Annotated in this window: 17 protein-coding genes; 9 read left to right on the forward strand and 8 right to left on the reverse strand. The window is 65.0% G+C overall.

Translation table 11 applies throughout. The features are described from left to right. Nucleotides 1-59 precede the first annotated feature (59 nt). The 5 genes from BDD21_RS23915 to BDD21_RS23940 form a co-directional block, all read right to left on the reverse strand. Nucleotides 60-1,034, reverse strand: a complete 975-nt coding sequence (locus BDD21_RS23915; protein WP_245969787.1) for an endonuclease — start codon at nucleotides 1,032-1,034, stop codon at nucleotides 60-62. A 162-nt stretch (nucleotides 1,035-1,196) separates the two neighbouring features. Further along, nucleotides 1,197-2,486: a lysozyme inhibitor LprI family protein gene (locus BDD21_RS23920; protein WP_120799303.1), complete on the reverse strand. Its 1,290-nt coding sequence runs from the start codon at nucleotides 2,484-2,486 to the stop codon at nucleotides 1,197-1,199. 50 nt (nucleotides 2,487-2,536) lie between these two features. Continuing rightward, nucleotides 2,537-3,169: a DUF2076 domain-containing protein gene (locus BDD21_RS23925; RefSeq protein ID WP_120799304.1), complete on the reverse strand. Its 633-nt coding sequence runs from the start codon at nucleotides 3,167-3,169 to the stop codon at nucleotides 2,537-2,539. Nucleotides 3,170-3,367: 198 nt separating this feature from the next. Beyond that, nucleotides 3,368-4,060 (reverse strand): hypothetical protein, encoded by a 693-nt coding sequence (locus tag BDD21_RS23930; protein ID WP_147431209.1) that lies wholly within the window; start codon nucleotides 4,058-4,060, stop codon nucleotides 3,368-3,370. Nucleotides 4,061-4,907: 847 nt separating this feature from the next. Beyond that, complete coding sequence (locus BDD21_RS23940) at nucleotides 4,908-5,132, reverse strand: hypothetical protein (RefSeq protein ID WP_120799306.1); 225 nt, start codon at nucleotides 5,130-5,132, stop codon at nucleotides 4,908-4,910. 524 nt (nucleotides 5,133-5,656) lie between these two features. Between BDD21_RS23940 and BDD21_RS23945 the strand changes: the two genes are divergently transcribed. From BDD21_RS23945 to BDD21_RS23960, 4 genes are all read left to right on the forward strand, one after another. Beyond that, entirely contained in the window at nucleotides 5,657-5,968 is a 312-nt protein-coding gene (locus tag BDD21_RS23945) for an antibiotic biosynthesis monooxygenase family protein (protein WP_245969789.1), read from the forward strand. Nucleotides 5,969-6,441: 473 nt separating this feature from the next. Continuing rightward, a complete protein-coding gene (locus tag BDD21_RS23950; protein ID WP_245969790.1) occupies nucleotides 6,442-7,218 on the forward strand; it encodes a phosphodiester glycosidase family protein in 777 nt (258 codons plus the stop codon). Between the two features lie 96 nt (nucleotides 7,219-7,314). After that, a complete protein-coding gene (locus tag BDD21_RS23955) occupies nucleotides 7,315-8,700 on the forward strand; it encodes a c-type cytochrome (RefSeq protein ID WP_211335147.1) in 1,386 nt (461 codons plus the stop codon). Nucleotides 8,701-8,877: 177 nt separating this feature from the next. Continuing rightward, nucleotides 8,878-9,210: a cytochrome d ubiquinol oxidase subunit II gene (locus BDD21_RS23960; protein ID WP_211335148.1), complete on the forward strand. Its 333-nt coding sequence runs from the start codon at nucleotides 8,878-8,880 to the stop codon at nucleotides 9,208-9,210. Nucleotides 9,211-9,398: 188 nt separating this feature from the next. On the opposite strand, the gene clcA is transcribed toward BDD21_RS23960, so the two are convergent. The 3 genes from clcA to BDD21_RS23975 all read right to left on the reverse strand — a co-directional run bounded on the left by clcA (nucleotide 9,399) and on the right by BDD21_RS23975 (nucleotide 12,670). After that, nucleotides 9,399-11,426, reverse strand: a complete 2,028-nt coding sequence (gene clcA, locus BDD21_RS23965) for a H(+)/Cl(-) exchange transporter ClcA (RefSeq protein WP_120799309.1) — start codon at nucleotides 11,424-11,426, stop codon at nucleotides 9,399-9,401. Nucleotides 11,427-11,444: 18 nt separating this feature from the next. Next, the gene (locus tag BDD21_RS23970) at nucleotides 11,445-12,281 is read right to left on the reverse strand and encodes a DedA family protein (protein WP_120799310.1); all 837 of its coding nucleotides are present in this window, start codon (nucleotides 12,279-12,281) and stop codon (nucleotides 11,445-11,447) included. 200 nt (nucleotides 12,282-12,481) lie between these two features. After that, on the reverse strand, nucleotides 12,482-12,670 hold the full coding sequence (locus tag BDD21_RS23975; protein ID WP_120799311.1) for a hypothetical protein: 189 nt from the start codon (nucleotides 12,668-12,670) through the stop codon (nucleotides 12,482-12,484). 237 nt (nucleotides 12,671-12,907) lie between these two features. On the opposite strand from BDD21_RS23975, the gene BDD21_RS23980 reads away from it, so the two are divergent. The 5 genes from BDD21_RS23980 (at nucleotide 12,908) to BDD21_RS24005 (ending at nucleotide 18,704) form a co-directional block, all read left to right on the forward strand. After that, the gene (locus BDD21_RS23980) at nucleotides 12,908-13,519 is read left to right on the forward strand and encodes a histidine phosphatase family protein (protein ID WP_120799312.1); all 612 of its coding nucleotides are present in this window, start codon (nucleotides 12,908-12,910) and stop codon (nucleotides 13,517-13,519) included. 572 nt (nucleotides 13,520-14,091) lie between these two features. Beyond that, nucleotides 14,092-15,177: a transaldolase gene (gene tal, locus BDD21_RS23990; protein ID WP_120799314.1), complete on the forward strand. Its 1,086-nt coding sequence runs from the start codon at nucleotides 14,092-14,094 to the stop codon at nucleotides 15,175-15,177. A 49-nt stretch (nucleotides 15,178-15,226) separates the two neighbouring features. Next, nucleotides 15,227-15,952: an ROK family protein gene (locus tag BDD21_RS23995; protein WP_211335149.1), complete on the forward strand. Its 726-nt coding sequence runs from the start codon at nucleotides 15,227-15,229 to the stop codon at nucleotides 15,950-15,952. A gap of 212 nt (nucleotides 15,953-16,164) precedes the next feature. Beyond that, nucleotides 16,165-17,805: a glucose-6-phosphate isomerase gene (gene pgi / locus BDD21_RS24000; RefSeq protein ID WP_120799315.1), complete on the forward strand. Its 1,641-nt coding sequence runs from the start codon at nucleotides 16,165-16,167 to the stop codon at nucleotides 17,803-17,805. Beyond that, nucleotides 17,802-18,704, forward strand: a complete 903-nt coding sequence (locus BDD21_RS24005) for a fructose bisphosphate aldolase (protein ID WP_120799316.1) — start codon at nucleotides 17,802-17,804, stop codon at nucleotides 18,702-18,704. Before pgi ends, BDD21_RS24005 begins: the two co-directional genes overlap by 4 nt. The last annotated feature ends 40 nt before the right edge of the window (nucleotides 18,705-18,744 follow it).

Raw genomic sequence — 18,744 nt, forward strand, 5'->3', positions numbered from 1 at the left:
TCGCAAAATAGGGTGGAACGGGGTACTAGGCACCGCGCTCCGCGCGATCGCGACGTCATTCACAACCGCCGCTCGTCTTCCACATAGTGGTTTCCCCTACCCTGCACGCGCCTGATCCGTCGATTGCGCTCGATCTCCCGCGCATCGGGCGGATCGGCGTTGTTCCAGCCTTTGAAGAGCTGCACGTCCTGCCGGCTGAGGCGAACGCCGTAGGTGTCGCGCATATAGAAGAACGTCCGGGCGATGTCCCCGCGCACGCCCTCCGGGGGTTGGACCCGACGCAGAATGGGATCGAAACGGATCGGACAGTCGCCCAGGCGTTGTCCGGAGCTCAGCTCACCCCAGGCATGATCCGAGCGCGCGGCCGTGATCGCGCCCACCGCCGGGACGAGATTGTGCAGATCCTTATAGGCGGCGGCGAAGTCGGGATCCACCCGCTCGCAGCAGGCCGACCTCGCGAGGCGCGTCCCCGCCTCGCCCATACACACGGGAAACGCCGCCGGATCGCGCCAACAGCGTCGCGACCCGCCGAGCTGCGACACCGGCACGACATGCGCCGCCTCGACACGCTCCGCCCGGCGGCTACCGACGAGTTTGCCCAATCCGCAGCCTTCGAGGTCGACCCGACCCCGAGGGTCGTAGCGACAGCTGCAGAAGAAGGTGCGCCGCCGATCCTCGTAGACGGTGTCGAGCAATAGCGCTCGGGCCTCGTCGAAGCTGCCGGCAATCCCGGGCCGGGGACGATCCGACACAGCCGAAGCACCGAACACCCGCAGATCGAGCGGCCACCACCCAGCCGCAGATTCGGCCTTCGGACGAGCCGGTGCTGCGTCACCCGCATCGCCGGACGAAAACCCGGATCCCAAGCCGACGGCCGTCTCGCGCACCACGTCGAACAACAGGGTGCGAATGTCGCGTGTGATCTCGAGCGCTCGCCGCGCAGGTTCCGGCCAACTTTGCGTCAGTGTCGTCGGCAGAAATGAGACGACGCAGATCACGATCAGCCCGATCCCGAGATCCCGGAGCGCAATCAAGCTCCGGCGCAAGACCGGAAGCAGGCGTGAAAGCCCCGAGAGCCGGGTTGCCGCTCGGGGCGGAGGCGATTTGCGAGACGGGCGACGCGGCATTGCGGAGGGAGGATCCCGATTGGAGTGCGGGCCGGTACTTTAACCCGCGACCGATCCAACCGCAGTCGCTCAGGGGTGTTTCGGCGTCGAACGACGGCCTTCCAAGTCTGCCAAACGGGCCTCCAGTGCCTCCATGCGTGAGACGACGCCCGTCTCCCGAGACGGATCCGAGGCGGTTTCCAGCGCGGCAACCGCGCGTGCGACAACGGACGACAGCGGTTCCCGGGGCCGTGCCAGCGCGTGCAAGCGCGCGAGGATCTCCTCCGGCAGACGACAATCAGCCGGGCGCGATGCCTCCTCCGCGACCCTCGCGGAAGCGGGACGCGGGGTGCGGACCCGGACGGGGGCACGGCGTCGCCGCATCTGCGCGAGCCTGCCCGCCGACACCGTCCGCAAACCCCGGATCAGCATGGCGATGCGATCGCGGGAGACAACAACGGCGCTGCGGATCCGGGAGCGTCTCAGCCAAGCGAACAGAGCGCTCGCCAGGATCAGCGCGGCTGCGCCCCACACGAGAAGTCCGGCGCCCATCCATGAGGGCGACGACCGATGGTCGGGGTGGCCCGGATCACCGTTTGAGGAGACGGGCACACCCCCGACCGCCGGGTCGTACCCCGAGAATGCGGAGGGTAACTCCGGTTGCGGCAGCTCGGGGAGGAAGGCCACGAAGTCATCCGTCAGCGCTGTCGCTTCGGGGCTCGTTGCCCACGCGTCTGTCGATGCCGGCTCGCCTGCGAGCGGCAGTTCCGGATTCGGATCGACCTCGGTCTCGGGCGTTGGCGCACCGGCGATCGACGCAACGGGATCCGGTTCGGACGCGACCTGGACCGTCTCGCGCGCAGCATCACTCGGCCGCACAAGCGATTCGAAGTAGCGCAGGCGTTCGGAATAGAGTGCGCGCAGACAGTCCGCGTCACCGCAGGCGGCGCGCTCGTTTCTGAGCCAGGCTTTCTGCATCCGCTCGGGTGATAGGCCGAGTGCCTGCAACTCGGTGTAGAGGACGCCCATTCTCGCGTCCTGGGCTCGAATATCGGGGTTGGCGCAGATCAAGCGCTCCACGGGGGTTCTGGCCTTGGCGCAGTCCCAGACGGCAACGGGATCCCCCGGGGCGGACCTGACCCGCGCGCGTGCAGGTGTTTCCGATTGCGTCAGCTGACCTTCGTCGACGCAACCGTCCAAGTAGGCGTAAAGATTGACGCCATCGTTGCGGGCGCACCAGGCATCACCCGCCGGATATCGACAGGGACTGGATGCGGCGTCGATATCCAGACAGGCCGCATCTGCCAGGGCACTGAATAGGGTACCCAACAGGGCACAGACAAGCGCGGTTGGGAGCTGTCCGAAACGTCGAATCGTCATACCATCATCCATCAGCGCTCGGAGCAGAGACCATCATCGCCCGGCGCGGATCAGAACTCCTCGAAGGACTCGAAGTCGCCGCCATCGTCCAGGAAGGTCTCTTCGGATTCGAACGGCGCCTCCTCGGGCTCCGCCGGTGTCTCCGACGCCTCGGCCTCGTTGCCGCCGAACAGGCCGGTCAAGGCATTGGCCATCATGATGCCGCCCGCGACACCGGCGGCGGTCGTCAGGGCCGATGCCATGAAACCGCCCCCGGCGGGCTGTGTCGGCTGCGACCACCCTCGACTCGGTGCTGCGGGGGCCGTTGATTTGCCGAATCCCATGCCGGGGGCCGTGCCCGGCGTGCTGCCCGGAGTCATGGCCGGCGTGCGCGTGGCCGCGGGCCGCGCAGCGCTTGCACCCGGAACCGCCCCGCCCCCGAACAGACCGCCGAGGAAGCCACCACCCGCGGCAGGACGCTCGGCAAGCTGCCTCTCCAACTCCTGAATCCGTTGGTTCTGCGCCTGCACCGTCTGCTCTTGAACCAAGATGACCTGAGACATGTAGTAAGGAGCGGCCGGCTGGCGGCTCACGGCAGCGGCGATCTCCTGCTCCGCAGCCGGGTCGCGCGGGCCGGCCTGTTGCTCGGCCTGCTTCAGCTTGGCGAAGAGGTCGCCGATCATGCTCTGCTCATTGGGATCCACTGAACATTCTCCTTCCGGTCAAAGGGTTGGGCTCAAAAAAGGAACGGCCGCAGGGTAGAGTCCCCGCCGGTTCCGAAGGTTCCTCGACTCCGCTTTCGCACGCGTCGCATTGGGCCGCACGGGGCGCCCGCCTGTCAATCGACTCAGCCGAACCGCGGGACTGGCCGAACAACATCTGCGCCTGCTCGCGCACGACGCTTATGCGCTGAGTCGCTCGTCCGGAGACAAGGATACCGCCTTGTCGGCATCGGCATCGAACAGCTCCGGGATCATCAGGTAGCTCGCAACAAAGAAGCACAGGGCACCGACGAAGGTCCATAGATTTGCATTCCAACTCCAGCTTGCATCCGGCGGCGGCGGGAAGAATCCGTACAGGGCCGAGACCTGGAAGGCGATCGAGCCGGCCACGTTGATCATGACCACCCACCAGGCGACTTGGCGCGGCTCGAACGACCACCAACCGTGCGAGATCTCCATCAATGCCAAGTAGCTGGCGCCCAGAAAACAGATGCTCCCGATCATATCGGGGGTCCAGATCAGCACATCCTCCTGCACCCAACCGAGCCCCCTGAGCAGCGCGTTTCCGGTATTGAGATTGAACAGCAAGGTGCCCGCAAACTGGATCAGGCTGGACAGATACCCTGCGTTGCGAGGTTTCCACGCCCACCAGCGCCAAGCCCGGCGCTGACCGGACGGACCCGTTCCCAGATCGGCGATATCCCCGTTGATCGCCTCGAGCAGTTGCAGACCGGCGGCCGCGGTAAAGAACAACGAACCGACGAAGAACACGACACCGATGAAGGATGCCGTGGCCATGTCCGGCTTCAGCAACGCGGACCAGTTGGCGGCAAAGCTGCCATAGGCGAAGCAGGCGGACCCGATGAGAAACATCAGCGCAATCCACCAGGCCAAGCGCCGAGGCGCCCAGAACCGGAACCAGGACGCTTGCGAAAGCGACAGGCGCAGCCGCACGCCATCCGGACTCAGGTGGAACGGCTGCAGTTGCTTTCGGTGACGCCTCGACAGGAAAACCAGTTCATGCCCGTCGTCGAGTCTTTGAACAACGCGCGAAACAAACGGACTGCGGATAGAACGCCGAATATCGGTCATTTTCATACGACGGGTGCTGGACCTGGTTCGGGGGCGCCGAGCTTCACACGCACCGCCTCCATGCCTATGGCCGCCATCACCGGGGCGAGCGTGAGGCCGAGACGAGGAAACCGGAACGGGCCGCCGGCAGCATCGTCACCTGACCGCCGGGAATGTTGAAGCCTCGCGCCACGGCAACGGCCGAACTTATGGCCCGAGGCGTTGATCGAGCGCACCCTCGGCAGGCGGAAGTCCCACTCCAGCTCGGGTGCGCAGTAGGGGGCGAGGAAGCCGCCGCTGGCGTCGTTCACCAGAATTTAGCATCTCGCTCTGGACGCGGTTTAGGCGTTTAAGGGCAGACACAGGATTGGGGAGACGTCGCACGGATCGGTCCTGCGGATGCGACACCGGCATCAGAAACAAACACCAGCGGGAGTGCGAGCCGGCGGCACTGGAGCGCGACATCGCGCGCGACCACGAGAAGATCGACACCGCCGATGCCGGCATGCATCAGCCGATCGCTTTGGCGGGCCGGCGCCGGACCTTGGGCAACGACTCGATCGAACTCCGCTCGGCCGCGACAGGGCCGAGCGGGGGACGACTCGAATCGATCGACTGCGCAGTCGATCGAACGATCGACGCCCGATGCCTAATCGGCGCGCTCCGTGACACGCAAGTCCAGGGGCTGATGCCGTTGCAGGATCTCCGTGATCTCCGATTGGGTTACGTTCGGAGTCAAGACTTGGACCTCATGCTTCCCCTCGTGCTCTCGGGTGCGGATCTCTTCTTGCGGGATGCCTGTCGCGACGAGGTCATCGACGACGTTGGTGACACTGGTGTGCGATTGATAAACCGCAGTGATGATCTCAGCCATTGTTTTGCCTCGGTTCCGGGCTTTGACGCCCCCTCGTACGGGCGGGGCAATCGGTGGATGGATCCGGTCGATCCGATCCGGTTGATGGTCGATCCTCTCTCGAATGCCTTTGCCGTACCGCGTTCGTGGCTTCGGCGCCCGGCCCGACAACGGGGCATTCGGACGTCGTCGGTATGCGCCGTGCCAAACCCGAGAATAAACGCCATGGTGACGCCGGGCAAGGTCGATGGCTCATCATGAGGCAAGGTCCGTTCGCCGAGCAAGACAGGGGGCAGGCACTCCGGCCCCGTTCAGCGAAGACCCCTTCGAGTGCGGCGACGACCGTCTCGGGTCGATCCACCACAGGCATGCTGCCGGACCGGACCAACCGGCAGGTTCGGCAGCGCTGCGCGTGGCATCGGCGGCCTATCCGGGGGTACAGTCAGCCGGGCTGGTTTGCCCCGGCGCGATCAATCGACCGGCCAGGCCGGATCGACTGCTCGTTCACTCTCACCGCACGAGGTATCGAATCGATGTTCATCGCTATGAATCGCTTTCACATCAACCGGGGTTTCGAGGCCGATTTCGAGCGCCTCTGGCGGGAGCGTCAATCCCGGCTCGCGCAGGTACCGGGCTTCGTGACCTTTCGGCTCCTCAAGGGGCCTGACGACGGGGAGACCACGCTATACGCCTCCCACACGACCTGGGCATCGCGCGGCCACTTCGATGCTTGGCGCGAGTCCGAGGCGTTCCACAAGGCCCATGCGCAGGCAAAGGCGCCTCAGGGAACCTATGCGGGCCATCCTGTACTGGAGCTGTTCGACGTGGTGCTGGAGGAGTCGGCCCCGGGGAGCTGATCGGCGCGGAGGATCGCGACCCTTGCCGGAACCGCGCTCGGCCTGACCGTCGAGCGGGTTCATACTGGCGCGATCGTTCACACCCGCGTCGATCGCCTGATGGACCGCTTGCGGCCCCTGTTCATGGACCCATCGGTGACCAGCAAACAGGAAAAGTGGTCGAAGGATCTACTCGGTGTCGTTGTGTTCGTCCGGAATCCGATTACGATTATGATAACGACAAACGAGCTTCCGCCTGCGACCAAGCGCCGTCTCGCGCGGGCATGACCGAGCATGTTTCGCTGCCCGCGGCATCCGCCGATCCCGGCCGACCCTCCATCGGCAACGCCTTTACCAGAGTTGGAAGCCGCTCGACGCCATGATGCAGCACCATTGAAAGACTTCCGGCAGCCAGACCGATGAGGACGCCGATCCGACAAGGACAGACCGGTCGCGTGCGGAGGTCCTGGAGCCCTCGTCAGGCGTCTTCCGGCTTGTTGCTCTGGGCGCTTCTGCTGCCTGCCACGAGCGCGCTCGCCGCGGAATGGACGCCCGCCGGGGAGCCGGAGCGTCAGGACATCAGCGCCGACCTCGCCTATGCCAAGCGCACCGCGGTGCGTCCGTCCGACGGCAAACGGATCACCGCACATCTCGCCTTCTTCACCTCGCGGGCATTCCGCCTGGAGGTGATCGATCTCGGGGCCGACCCCGAACCGGCTTACCCGACACTGGAGGCGGCCTTTCGCGCCGTGGGTTGCGTGGCCGGGGTCAACGGCGGATTCTTCCACCCGGATTGGCAGCCATCCGGGCTGGTGATCTCCAAAGGACGGCGGATCAACCGCTTCGAGACCGCGAAACTCCTGAGCGGCGTCATCTACAACGATGACCGCGGCATCCACCTCGTCCGGCGCGGCCGGTTCCAAGATCACAAGGGCATCAACGCCTTGTTGCAGACCGGACCCTATCTCGTGGAAGACGGACGCCCGGTGCGGGGCCTGTCCGCCTCCGATCCGCGGCGGCGTACCTTCATCGCCACGGATTGGCGCGGACACTGGGTCATCGGCGCGAGCATGAGCAGTCTCACCCTCGCCGAGCTCGGGGCAATCCTTGCCTCCCCGGACGCCATGACACCTTGGCGGGTCGATCGCGCCATCAACCTCGACGGCGGATCCTCGACGGGATTCTACTTCGACCGCAGCGCCGGCCAGGCTCCGGTGACCCTGCATCCCTGGAAACGTGTGAGGAACCTGCTCGGAATCTGCACGCGTTGAACCATGCCGAGCGAGAGATGCGAACAGCGTGCTTTCAGTGTATCGCCCGACTAGACTGTTGCCCGGTCCATCGAAAATGAGCAATACAATATGCGCATGCCCTCCCAATCGGTGATGATCGCACTGCTCGCCGCAGGAGCGGTCGGTCTCGGATTCATGTCCCGCGATCGTGATCACGGGCCCGAGCGCGCGACGGTACCCCTGACTACCCCGCTCCCGGCGATCGAAGGTGCGCCCGCAACCTCGGCCTTACCCGCCCGGGTGCCTAGCTCGGGCACACCGGGACCCAGCGCATCCCTGGACGACCAAGTAAATCCGGGGCAGTACTTGTCGGCCGCCGGCGATTGCGCGGCCTGCCATACCCGACCGGATGGAAAGCCATTCGAGGGTGGCCTTGCTATCGACACGCCGTTCGGAACCATCTATACGCCGAACATCACGCCGTCGGAAGACTATGGTATCGGCGCCTTCAGCGACCGGGATTTCCTGCGGGCACTGCAGCACGGCATCTCGCCGAGCGGTTCGCCCTACTACCCCGCATTTCCCTATACCTCATACACCAAGGTCGCGGACGAGGATCTGCTGGCCATCAAGGCGTATCTGATGACCGTGGAGCCGTCGAGCTACCAGCCACCCAAAACCCACTTGCGCTGGCCCTTCTCGATTCGGGACCTGATGTTCGGTTGGCAGGAAGTCTATTTCAAAGCAGGGCGGTTCCAATCGGACCCGAATCGCAGCGACGACTGGAACCGGGGGGCCTATCTCGTCGAAGGTCTGGGACACTGCGGGGAGTGCCACACCCCGCGCAACCTCGCCGGCGCAACCGAACCGTCCAAAGCCATGACGGGCGCCGTCATCGACGGCTGGTACGCCCCCAATCTGACCGACGCTCTGGACGCTGGGCTCGGACGCTGGAGCGTCGATGAGCTCGCAGCATTTCTCGGCACCGGGATTGCCAAGACCGCCCACGATTCGGACGCGATCGACGCCGGTGACGCACCCGTGACCGAGGCGCTGGGCCCGATGGCCGAAGTGGTGCATGACAGCCTATCCAAGCTCACTGAAGCAGACCTCTACGCGATGGCGATCTATCTCATTGACTTGCCCGCAAAGACCGCACCGACCCATCAACCGCAGGTGCCGCCGCTGCTGAGCCAAGCGGATTTCGAGAGCGGCCGAGATCTCTACACGACCCACTGCAGTGCGTGCCATCAGGACCACGGGCAGGGCCTCGCACCCTACTTTCCGGCACTGCGCGGCAATCCCGCCGTGACGATCGAGGAGCCCAACGACGTCGTCAAGACCCTCTTGCTCGGAGCACCAGCCGACCCGTCCGATGCCTTCTCGCCGTATGTCGTAATGCCCGCCTTCGGATCGACCCTGACAGACGAACAGATCGCGACTCTGGCAAGTTACATTCGTGCGGCCTGGGGCAATGACGCTGCGCCCGTGCAGAGCGCCGAGGTCAAGGCTTTGCGTTGAGCCTGACCACCTTCACGGCGACCCCCGCCTGATCAACGGCGGCACCCGCAGCAATCGAAATCGCGCCCGATGCGATCTGTGTCGTTTGTTGGATGGAGGCGCGACATGATCGAGTCGCTCCCGTTTTCGCTGCCGTTGTTCTGGGCCGGGGTCCTCGCCTTCGCGATCCTGATCTAAGTGCTGCTTGACGGCTTCGACCTCGGGGGCGGCGTCCTCTTCGCGCTCAACCGCAACGAGGCGCACCGCCGGCAGATGATGGGCGCGATCGCTCCGGTCTGGGACGGCAACGAGACCTGGCTGGTCATCATCGGCACCGTCCTCTTCGGCGCCTTTCCGGTGGTCTATGCGATCTTCCTGTCCGCCTTCTATCCTGCTCGTTGTCGTTGTCGTCATCGGATTCCGGACGAACCGATCCTTCCTTGCACATCCGATCGGCCGGAAGCAACGTCGGCATCACCGCCGGCCGATCCTCTGCGCAGTTGGGATGTCGATTCCCGGAAATCGCCTTAAACCGCGCCCGGGGCGGTATGCGATGTTTTTGGATGAGATGGGCCCCGGCAGACTTGACAGCCGCTGGAGCTGGCGCGGTTTAAGGTATTAAAAAATTTATCATTTTAAACCGCGTCGCTCCTAAGGACTCTATGGATACACCAAACGTCGAACTGACTCGAAAGTGAGCATTTCGCTCTGGACGCGGTTTAGCGTGACTCAATCGGGACCAGGCGCTCGTCGGGTGCCAGGGGGCGGATCATCGGGGCGAGGCGCTGCAAGCGGGCTGGCAGGTTCGCCAGTGCTGTCTCGGCCGCGGTGCGGTCGGCATAGGCGCCGAGCAACACTGGATGCCAACGCGCACCTTGTCCGTTCGTCTGCAGCTTAAATGCCTCACCGAGCAGCCCCTCGTCCTCGGCGAAACGCACAAGGCTGCGGGCATTACGGAAGCTGATCAACTGAATGCTGAAACGGGCGTCTGCCTCGATGGTGGACCCTTGATCGCTTGGCGCCGACGTCGTCGCGACGAGGTCCAACGTCGCCCGGTCGTCCGCCGGAGCCGGGTCAGCAGCGCGCGCCGTCGCGGACTCGGTGGATATCGGCGGCGCCGGCAGCTCTGCTGAAGCCAGCCGCTCCTCGGTCACCGGCCGGCGCTCGCCTGTTGGGCTGAGGGTCAAATCGGAACCGGCGACTTCGGGTGACGGGGCGGATTCAACGGCGGTTGGCGGTGACGTGACCAAGGCAGGCGCTGCCGGGGCGCTCGACGCAACCAGAGGCTGATCAGCACTCGTCCCGGACACTGCGGCCGGTTGGTCCGCCACGTCCGGACTCGGCGGCTTGACCTCGGCCAGGGTCTTGCCCGGTTCCATCCCCGTCCCCTGAAACGCGACGTCGAGTCGCTCGATGGCGATGAACGCGACCAAGAGCATCGCGGCGGCCAGGATGCGCCGAGCCGGTGCGCGCGGTGGTGACTGCTGTTGGAGTCCGAGCAGAGCGCTGTAGATCGGCCGTCCGCCCATGCCCTCGGCCGTGAAGGTGGCGGCCAGGCAGGTGATGATGATCGGCAGGGCCAGGGCCTGAGCGCCGGTGAGCTCGATCACCAGGATGATGCCGGTGAGCGGTGCGCGCACGGTGGCCGCGAAGAGCGCGCCCATGGCCGCGACCGCGAACATCTCCGGGGCGAGCGCCAGTGTCGGCGCCACGAGCGTGATCAGGGCCGCGAAGGCCGCGCCGCAGATGGTGCCGAGCGCGAGCATCGGCGCGAAGATGCCGCCCGGGAGACCCAGACCGTAGGAGCCGATGGACGTCAGCAGCCGCACCGCGAGCAGCACGACCAAAAAGAGCAACGCCGGTTGGCCGTGCACCAGGCTCTCGACCAAACCTTCCCCGCCGCCGACGGTGTTGGGCGCGAACCACAGCAGCGCACCGAGCATCAGACCTGCGACGGCCGCGGCGGTATAGGCCCCGGGGGTCCCGAGCGCGCGGAACGACGCCACCGAGCCGAGCACCAGGCCGTTGAACAGCACGCCGAGAGCGCCGATGAGGATCCCCAGGACCAGAAACAGCGGCAGCGCCTCCAGCGGTGCCATGTTCAGGTCCGGCATCGCCATATCGGGACCCTGTCCGAGCATCCAGCCGCTCACGATGACGGCGGCGCAGCAGGCGAGGATGACGGACTGAATCGTCGCGAAGCGATACTCGAAGTGCTCGCGCAGCTCCTCGGTGACGAAGACGATCGAGGCGAGCGGCGCGTTGAAGGCGGTTGCCAAGCCGGCCGCCGCTCCGGCTGCGATGAGGGCGCGATTGGCGCCGGGTCGCGGCTCGATGCGCTCGCCGGCCATTTGACCAAGCGCCGCACCCATGTGGATGGTCGGTCCTTCGCGCCCAAGCACCAAACCGGAGCCGACCGCCAAGGCACCGGCAACGAACTTCACCGGCAGCACGCGCTTCCAGCGCAATTGGCGCTCGCCGGCGAGGATGGCCTCGACCTCTTGCACGCCGCTGCCCGCGGTCTCCGGGGCGAAACGTCGCACCAGCCACATCGCCGTGACCAGCACCAAGGCACCGAGCAGCATCAGCAGCAGCCAACCGGGTACGGGTGCCGCATCGAGAAACGCCTTCAAATCACCGCGGCTGGCGGCGGCTTGATCCAGCAGCGCATGGAAGGCCGCGCCGATCAATCCGGTGAGGACGCCGACGAGGGTCGCTGCAACGTAAAGCCGCCAAGGAAACTTCATCACCGGGCGCCGACCGACCTACTTCGGGTGATTCCGGCCCCGCCGTCGTATCAGGGCGATCAGCATGGACAACAGCAGAAGGACGACGCCAAGGATGGTGAGACCGGCGATCCACGGGTTGAGCTGACGCAGCGCAGTGACCATCACATCGAAATGCAAGTCGAGATAATAGACCCCGAGCGCCCAGAAGCTTGCCCAAAGGACCGCGCCGACAAGATTGAGGAGCATGAAACGGCCCCAAGGCATCTTGAGGACCCCGGAAAAGAGCCCGATGAGCTGGCGCGGCCCATCGACGAAGCGACCGAAAACAACGAGCCAGCCGCCATAGCGATTGAATGCGCGCTCGATCTTCTCGATGCCGTGATTGGAGATCGGCAACCGATCGAGTACCGCGCGCCCGCCCGAACGCCCGATCAGATAGCCGAGGGTCTGACCGAGAGAGGTCGCCACGATGGTAACGAACAGCAGCAGGTAGATGTTGAGCTTGCTGCCGGGAGCCGCGGAGACCAAGGCGCCGGCCTCCAAGAGTGTCTGGCCGGGTGCCGGAATCCCGATGCCCTCGATCCCGACCGCCGCGAATACCGCCCAGTAGCCGTAGCGTTCCAGGTAGGGCTCGACACGCTCGATATCGTGCGTAATCGCTTCTGCAAGCCGGTGCGCTTGCTCATCGAGCTTTCGCTCGCCACTGCGATGCAGCTCCGCCGGCTGCTGCGCCGATGCGTCGGCCGGTTGCGCATACGCAGAGCGGCCGACGCCGAAAGCCGCAACAGCGACTGCGACTGTCAGCAAGAACACCAGGACGATCCAAACGAAGCGCCCACCGAGACGCTGCAGATCTGTTTCGGGCATCGGCATCAGAGGTCATTCCCGCTTTGAAGTCGCACGGCAGGTTGATACAGGTTGAAGGTCAGCGGCGACCGGCCGGCCGCATCGGTCCGGCAGGATGCGCCGACCAAGGTGAACGGACCGAACGTGATGGCGCACACGACAGATCCCGGGCAAGGTGTCATCGCCCGAGGGGGGCTCGGCAAGGCCGGCCCCGAGGAGTTTGGTCTTTAGGTCTCGGACCCCACGCGTACGACCGACGCCTGGAGTGCATCGAGGATAAGCTTCCGCGCGGCTTGCTCGTCCAGATCAGGAACATCCCAGCCCATGATGCGGCTGTACTTTTTCAGGAGGTGACGCACGTCCTCTTCGAGTTCTTTGGCATAACGGCCGATTTCGATCTCTTCGATTGTCGCCATGTCGCTGTGTCCTGGTTAGCGTTTGGTTCATACGCACCGGGAAGGGTGCGCCGTCAGCAAGCCCATCGCGAGGTCGAGCAAGCGGTGTTGGAGACCTGCGCCGATGCGACATCGTTAGGGCTCTGCCTCTGAAGCCAGGTGACGCCTGAGGAGAACCCCGTGTATGCTTGTGCGCGTCGAACGTTAACCCGTGCGGGGCGCGTCTGCAAGCCCGGCAGGACTGGAGGGCACACGAGTATGGAGCTCCCGATGGTCTATCTCGCTCGCCACGGCGAGACGGCGTGGAGCCGATCCGGCCAGCATACGGGTCTGACCGACATCCCGTTGAGCACCGAGGGCGAGCGCAATGCAGCGTTGCTCGCGGACCGGCTCGAGCACATTCCCTTTCGAAAGGTCTTGGCGAGCCCCCTGATCCGCGCCGTCCGCACCTGCGAGCTGGCAGGCTTCGGTGCGGTGGCCGAGATCGATCGAGACCTGGTCGAATGGGACTACGGCGACTACGAAGGGCAGACCACGCAACAGATTCGAGCCGGACGCCCCGACTGGCGGCTGTTTCGCGACGGCTGCCCCGGGGGCGAGTCGTTGGATCAGGTCGGTGAGCGGGCGGATCGGGTCATCGCCAGGGTTCGGGCGACCGAGGGAAACGTGCTCCTGTTCTCGAGTGGCCATTTTCTGCGTGTCTTCGCTGCGCGCTGGCTCGGGTTGGCGCCCGATGCCGGCCGATTCTTTATGCTCCTCACCGCGAGCTTGAGCGCGTTGGGTTACGAGCACGACCTCGACGAGCCTGTCATCCGTTTCTGGGATGACACGAACCGATGTCCATCAACGCCGCACAAGGTGGTGCAATGAAACGGGTCGGGTGAGCTGTGAGCCGCCCCGGGAGGTTGAGGGTCCGTTGGCTGCTCTCGAGCCCGACGATGTGGTGCTCGGCGGCGGCAACGCGAAACGTCTGACCGAGCTGCCCGCAGGCTGTCGATCGGGGGACAACTCCTACGCCTGTGTCGGCGGGCTCCGTGCCCGGGACCCGCAAACCGGCCCGCAAGCCGGGTTACCCACGTTCGCCGATGAATCGCCTTCAGCGTGAGAATACAACGCCAGAGACCTAAGCCGCGTCCGGAGCGACATGCGTCTTTGTCCCATTTTGGCCATGGACGCGCGCGCCAGCACATTGGAACATGCGTGGCAATCACGACTGGCCCGCATGCGCTTGCCGTCGATGCTTCGGTGGGTCGACGTCCATCACGAGTGCCAACAGCGTTCAGTGCCACTCTCAGTATTCGAGCAACAGTCGTCCGGCAGCGGAAGATGACGTCCAGCGCCAAACAATTCGCTGCTGCTCTCGCGATCGCAGGTGTCGAGAACGCATTTCTTCCACGGCCCTTCACCCAAGCAACTTTTCAGACAATTTAAGAGAAGAAGCGATGAACCCGACTCAGCGGCTCCATGACTCAGGCCAAAGCCTGTGGCTCGACAACATCACCCGCGACCTTCTCACCAAAGGGACGCTGCAACGCTACATCGACGAACTGGCGGTGACGGGTCTCACGTCCAATCCGACCATCTTCGATCATGCGATCAAAAACAGCTCCGCCTATGACGATGCCATCCGCGAGCGTCTCGTGACCGGCCTGCCGACCGAGGAGCTGTTCTTCGAGATCGCCTTGGAGGACATCGGTCAGGCCGCGGATCTCTTTCGCCCGATCCACGAGCGGACGTCCGGAGTGGACGGATGGGTCTCGCTGGAGGTCTCGCCGACCCTGGCCCACGACACCGAGACGACACTCGCCATGGCCCGGGATCTCCATCGCCGGGCCGACCGGCCGAACCTGTTGATCAAGATCCCCGGCACCCCCGAGGGATTGCCCGCCATCGAGGACGCGATCTACGCCGGAATCCCGGTCAACGTGACCCTACTCTTCTCGCGCGAACAGTACCTGGCGGCCGCAGAGGCCTATCTGCGCGGCGTCGAGCGGCGCATTGCCGCCGGGCTGTGCCCGAACGTAGGCTCGGTGGCATCGCTGTTCATCAGCCGGTGGGACGTGGCGGTGGCCGACACGGTCCCCGCGGCGATGGCCAACAGGCTCGGGCTCGCCATCGGCCGGCGTACCGATCGAGCATATCGGGATCTGCTTGCAACGCCCCGCTGGCAGCGTGCATTCAACGCGGGCGCCCGGCCCCAGCGACTGCTCTTTGCGAGCACCGGAACCAAGGATCCCAAGGCACCGGATGTGCTGTATGTGGAGGGCTTGGCGGCACCCCTGACGGTCAACACCATGCCCGAGGCGACACTCAAGGCGTTCGCCGATCACGGCGTGTCCGATGCCGGCCGCGGTGCGGAGGCGGACGACGCGGAGACGGTGCTCGCGGACTTCGCCGAGGCAGGGGTCGACATCGATGCCTTGGCACAGCGACTACAGGACGAGGGTGCGGCCTCCTTCGTCGCCTCCTGGAGCGAGCTGATGGCCGTCATCGCCGCAAAAGGTGGTGCGATGAACCGGCCCGGGTGAGCTGTGAGCCGCCCGGTGAGGTCGAGATGATGGTGCGGAGGGGTCCAAGTTGAAAATCCTCGCTGTCGATGTGGGTGGAACCCACGTCAAGATTCTCGCGAGCGGGCAGAGCGAGCGCCGGGAGTTCGAATCCGGACCCACCCTGACCGCTGCCGCGATGGTCGAGCAGGTCAAGGCATTGGCTGCAGACTGGGCGTACGACAGGGTCACCGTCGGCTACCCCGGTCCGGTGCTGCACAACCGCCCGGTGGCGGAGCCCCATAACCTTTCCTCGGGGTGGGTCGCGTTTGATTTCGCCGACGCCTTCGGTCAGCCGGTCAAGGTGATGAACGACGCGGCCATGCAGGCACTCGGGAGCTATCGGGGCGGGAAGATGCTGTTTCTCGGCCTCGGGACCGGGCTCGGGTCCACGATGATCGTGGCGGGTCAGATCGAGCCGATGGAGCTGGGCCACCTGCCCTACCGCAAGGGGACTTACGAGGATTATGTCGGGCTGCGCGGCCTCCAGCGACATGGCAAGAAAAAATGGCGGGCCTTTGTGGCGGACGTGGTCGAGCGTCTGGTGGCCGCTCTCGAGCCCGACGATGTGGTGCTCGGCGGCGGCAACGCGAAACGCCTGACCGAGCTGCCCGCAGGCTGTCGATTGGGAGACAACGCCAACGCCTTTGTCGGCGGGTTCCGGGTCTGGGAGCCGAAGACCGGCCCGCAAGCAGCGCTCGCCACGCTCGCCGATGAATCGCCGTCGACGTCAGAATTACAAAGCCCGAGGCCCTAAACCGCGTCCAGAGCGAGATGCTAAATTTTCGGGTGGGCGCGACGTTCGGCGCATCCGCAGCCCTTAGCGGAGACGCGGTTTAAAATGCTATATATTTTATAATCTTAAACCGCGCCGGCTCTAGCGGTCGTCACGTCTGCCGGTGCCGATCCTATCCAAAAAACATCGCATACCGCGTTAGGCGCGGTTGAATGCCCAGAGGAGCCGTGCGCATGAAACCCACTCAGCCACATCTAACCGAGCGCCCCGCTTGGGAAGCGCTCCGCGCCCACCGGGATGTCATCGCCCCGCTGACGCTGCGCGGACTGTTCGCAGACGACCCGGGACGCGGCGAGCGCCTCTCGCTCGAGGCCGCGGGAGTCTATCTCGACTACTCGAAGAATCGCGCCACGGACGAGACCCTCGCGCTCCTGGTGCAGCTCGCGGAAGAGTCGGGACTGCGCGAGCGCATCGAGGCGATGTTCCGCGGCGAGCGCATCAACGTCTCGGAGGACCGCGCCGTTCTGCATGTGGCCCTGCGCGCCCCGCGCAGCGCGTCGATCCTCGTCGATGGCGTGAACGTCGTCGATGAGGTGCACCAGGTGCTCGATCGCATGGCCGAATTCGCCGAGCAGGTCCGCAGCGGCGCATGGAAGGGACATACCGGTCAGCGAATCCTGAACGTCGTGAACATCGGCATCGGCGGCTCCGACCTCGGTCCCGTGATGGCTTACGAAGCGCTGAAGTCGTACAGCGACCGCTCCATGACCTTCCGCTTCGTGTCCAATATCGACGGCACGGACTTCGTGGAGGCAACCCGCGACCTGGATCCGGCGGAGACCCTCTTCATCGTCGCCTCCAAGACCTTCACGACCTTGGAGACCATGACCAATGCGCACGCGGCACGCGAGTGGGTGTTGCAGGGCCTGGGCGGGGACTCGGCGGCGGTTGCGAAGCATTTCGTCGCGGTCTCGACCAATGCGGCAGAGGTGTCGAAGTTCGGCATCGATACCGCCAACATGTATGGCTTCTGGGATTGGGTCGGCGGGCGCTACTCGATGGATTCCGCCATTGGGCTCTCGACCATGCTGGCGATCGGACCGGAGCACTTCCGGGCCATGCTCGACGGCTTCCACACGATGGACGAGCATTTCCGAACGGCGCCCTTCGCGCGGAACATGCCCGTCCTGATGGGACTGCTCGCGCTCTGGTACAACAACTTCTTCGGTGCCCAGACCATCGCGGTACTGCCCTATGAGCAATACCTCAAGCGCTTCCCGGCCTACCTGCAGCAGCTCACGATGGAGAGCAACGGCAAGCACGTGACCCTCGCCGGCGTACCGGTCGCCGCGGATACCGGTCCGGTCTATTGGGGCGAGCCGGGAACCAACGGCCAGCATTCGTTCTACCAGCTCATTCATCAGGGCACCCGACTCATCCCCTGCGACTTCATCGCCTTCGGGCAGTCGCTCAATCCGCTTGGGCCGCATCACGACATGCTGCTCGCCAACGTCTTCGCCCAAGGCGAGGCCCTGGCCTTCGGCAAGACACCCGAGGAGGTCGCGGCCGAGGGTTCGCCGGCGTGGCTGGTGCCGCACCGCACATTCGAAGGCAACCGGCCCTCCAATACGCTCTTGCTTGAACGGCTGACACCGGCCGCGCTCGGCAAGCTGGTCGCGCTCTACGAGCACAGTGTCTTCACGCAAGGGGCCATCTGGGACATCGACTCCTTCGACCAATGGGGAGTGGAGCTCGGGAAGGTGCTGGCCAAACGCATCCTGCCGGAGCTGGGACACGCCGAGCCCGAGCTTGCGCATGACAGCTCCACCAACGCCCTGATCCGTCGCTACCGACAGTTGCGAGGTCCGCGATGAGCACCTTGACCGTGAACGAGCAGCAGCGCCGCAAGATCGCGACCCAGTGCGGTTTCATTGCCGCCTTGGATCAAAGCGGCGGCAGTACACCCACGGCGTTGCACGCCTATGGGATCGATGACGGGGCCTGGTCCACCGAGGAGGAGATGTTCGCTCTGGTGCATCGCATGCGCACCCGCATCGTGACCAGCCCCTGTTTCAACGGCGACCGCGTCTTCGGGGCCATCCTGTTCGAGGGCACCATGGATCGACAGATCGAAGGGCAGCTCGCCGCGGACTATCTCTGGGGCCGAAAACGCGTCGTGCCGTTCCTCAAGGTGGACAAGGGTCTTGCGGATCAGCGGGACGGGGCTCGGCTGATGAAGCCGATACCGGGCTTGGATGACCTGCTCGATAAGGCCAATGCCAAGGGCATTTTCGGCACCAAGATGCGCTCGGTGATCCTCCAAGCCGACCCCGTCGGAATCGCGGCCATCGTGGATCAGCAGCTCGATCTGGCGGTCCGGATCCTCGACGCGGGCCTAATGCCGATCGTCGAGCCCGAGGTCGACATCCATTGCCCCGAGAAGGGCTCCGCCGAGACGCTGCTCCGGGCGGCCCTGCTCGCCGCGCTCGAACGGCTGCCGGCCGACCAGCAGCTGATGCTCAAGCTGACCCTACCGGAACAGAACGGCCTCTACGCCGACCTGGTTGCGCATTCGCAGGTCCTAAAGGTCGTCGCACTCTCCGGCGGCTACGCCCGATCGGAAGGCAACCTGCGCCTGTGCCGCAACCCCGGGGTGGTGGCGAGTTTCTCCCGCGCCTTGGTCGAGGGTCTTTCAGCTCGGCAGTCCGATGCAGACTTCGATGCGACCCTGGATGAGTCTATCCAGGCGATCTTCGAGGCGTCCATGACATGAGGGCGAGTGGCGGGCGGTCCGGATCGAGGCGATGCATCCA

Source organism: Thiocapsa rosea (assembly GCF_003634315.1).
GTDB classification, from domain to species: Bacteria; Pseudomonadota; Gammaproteobacteria; order Chromatiales; family Chromatiaceae; genus Thiocapsa; species Thiocapsa rosea.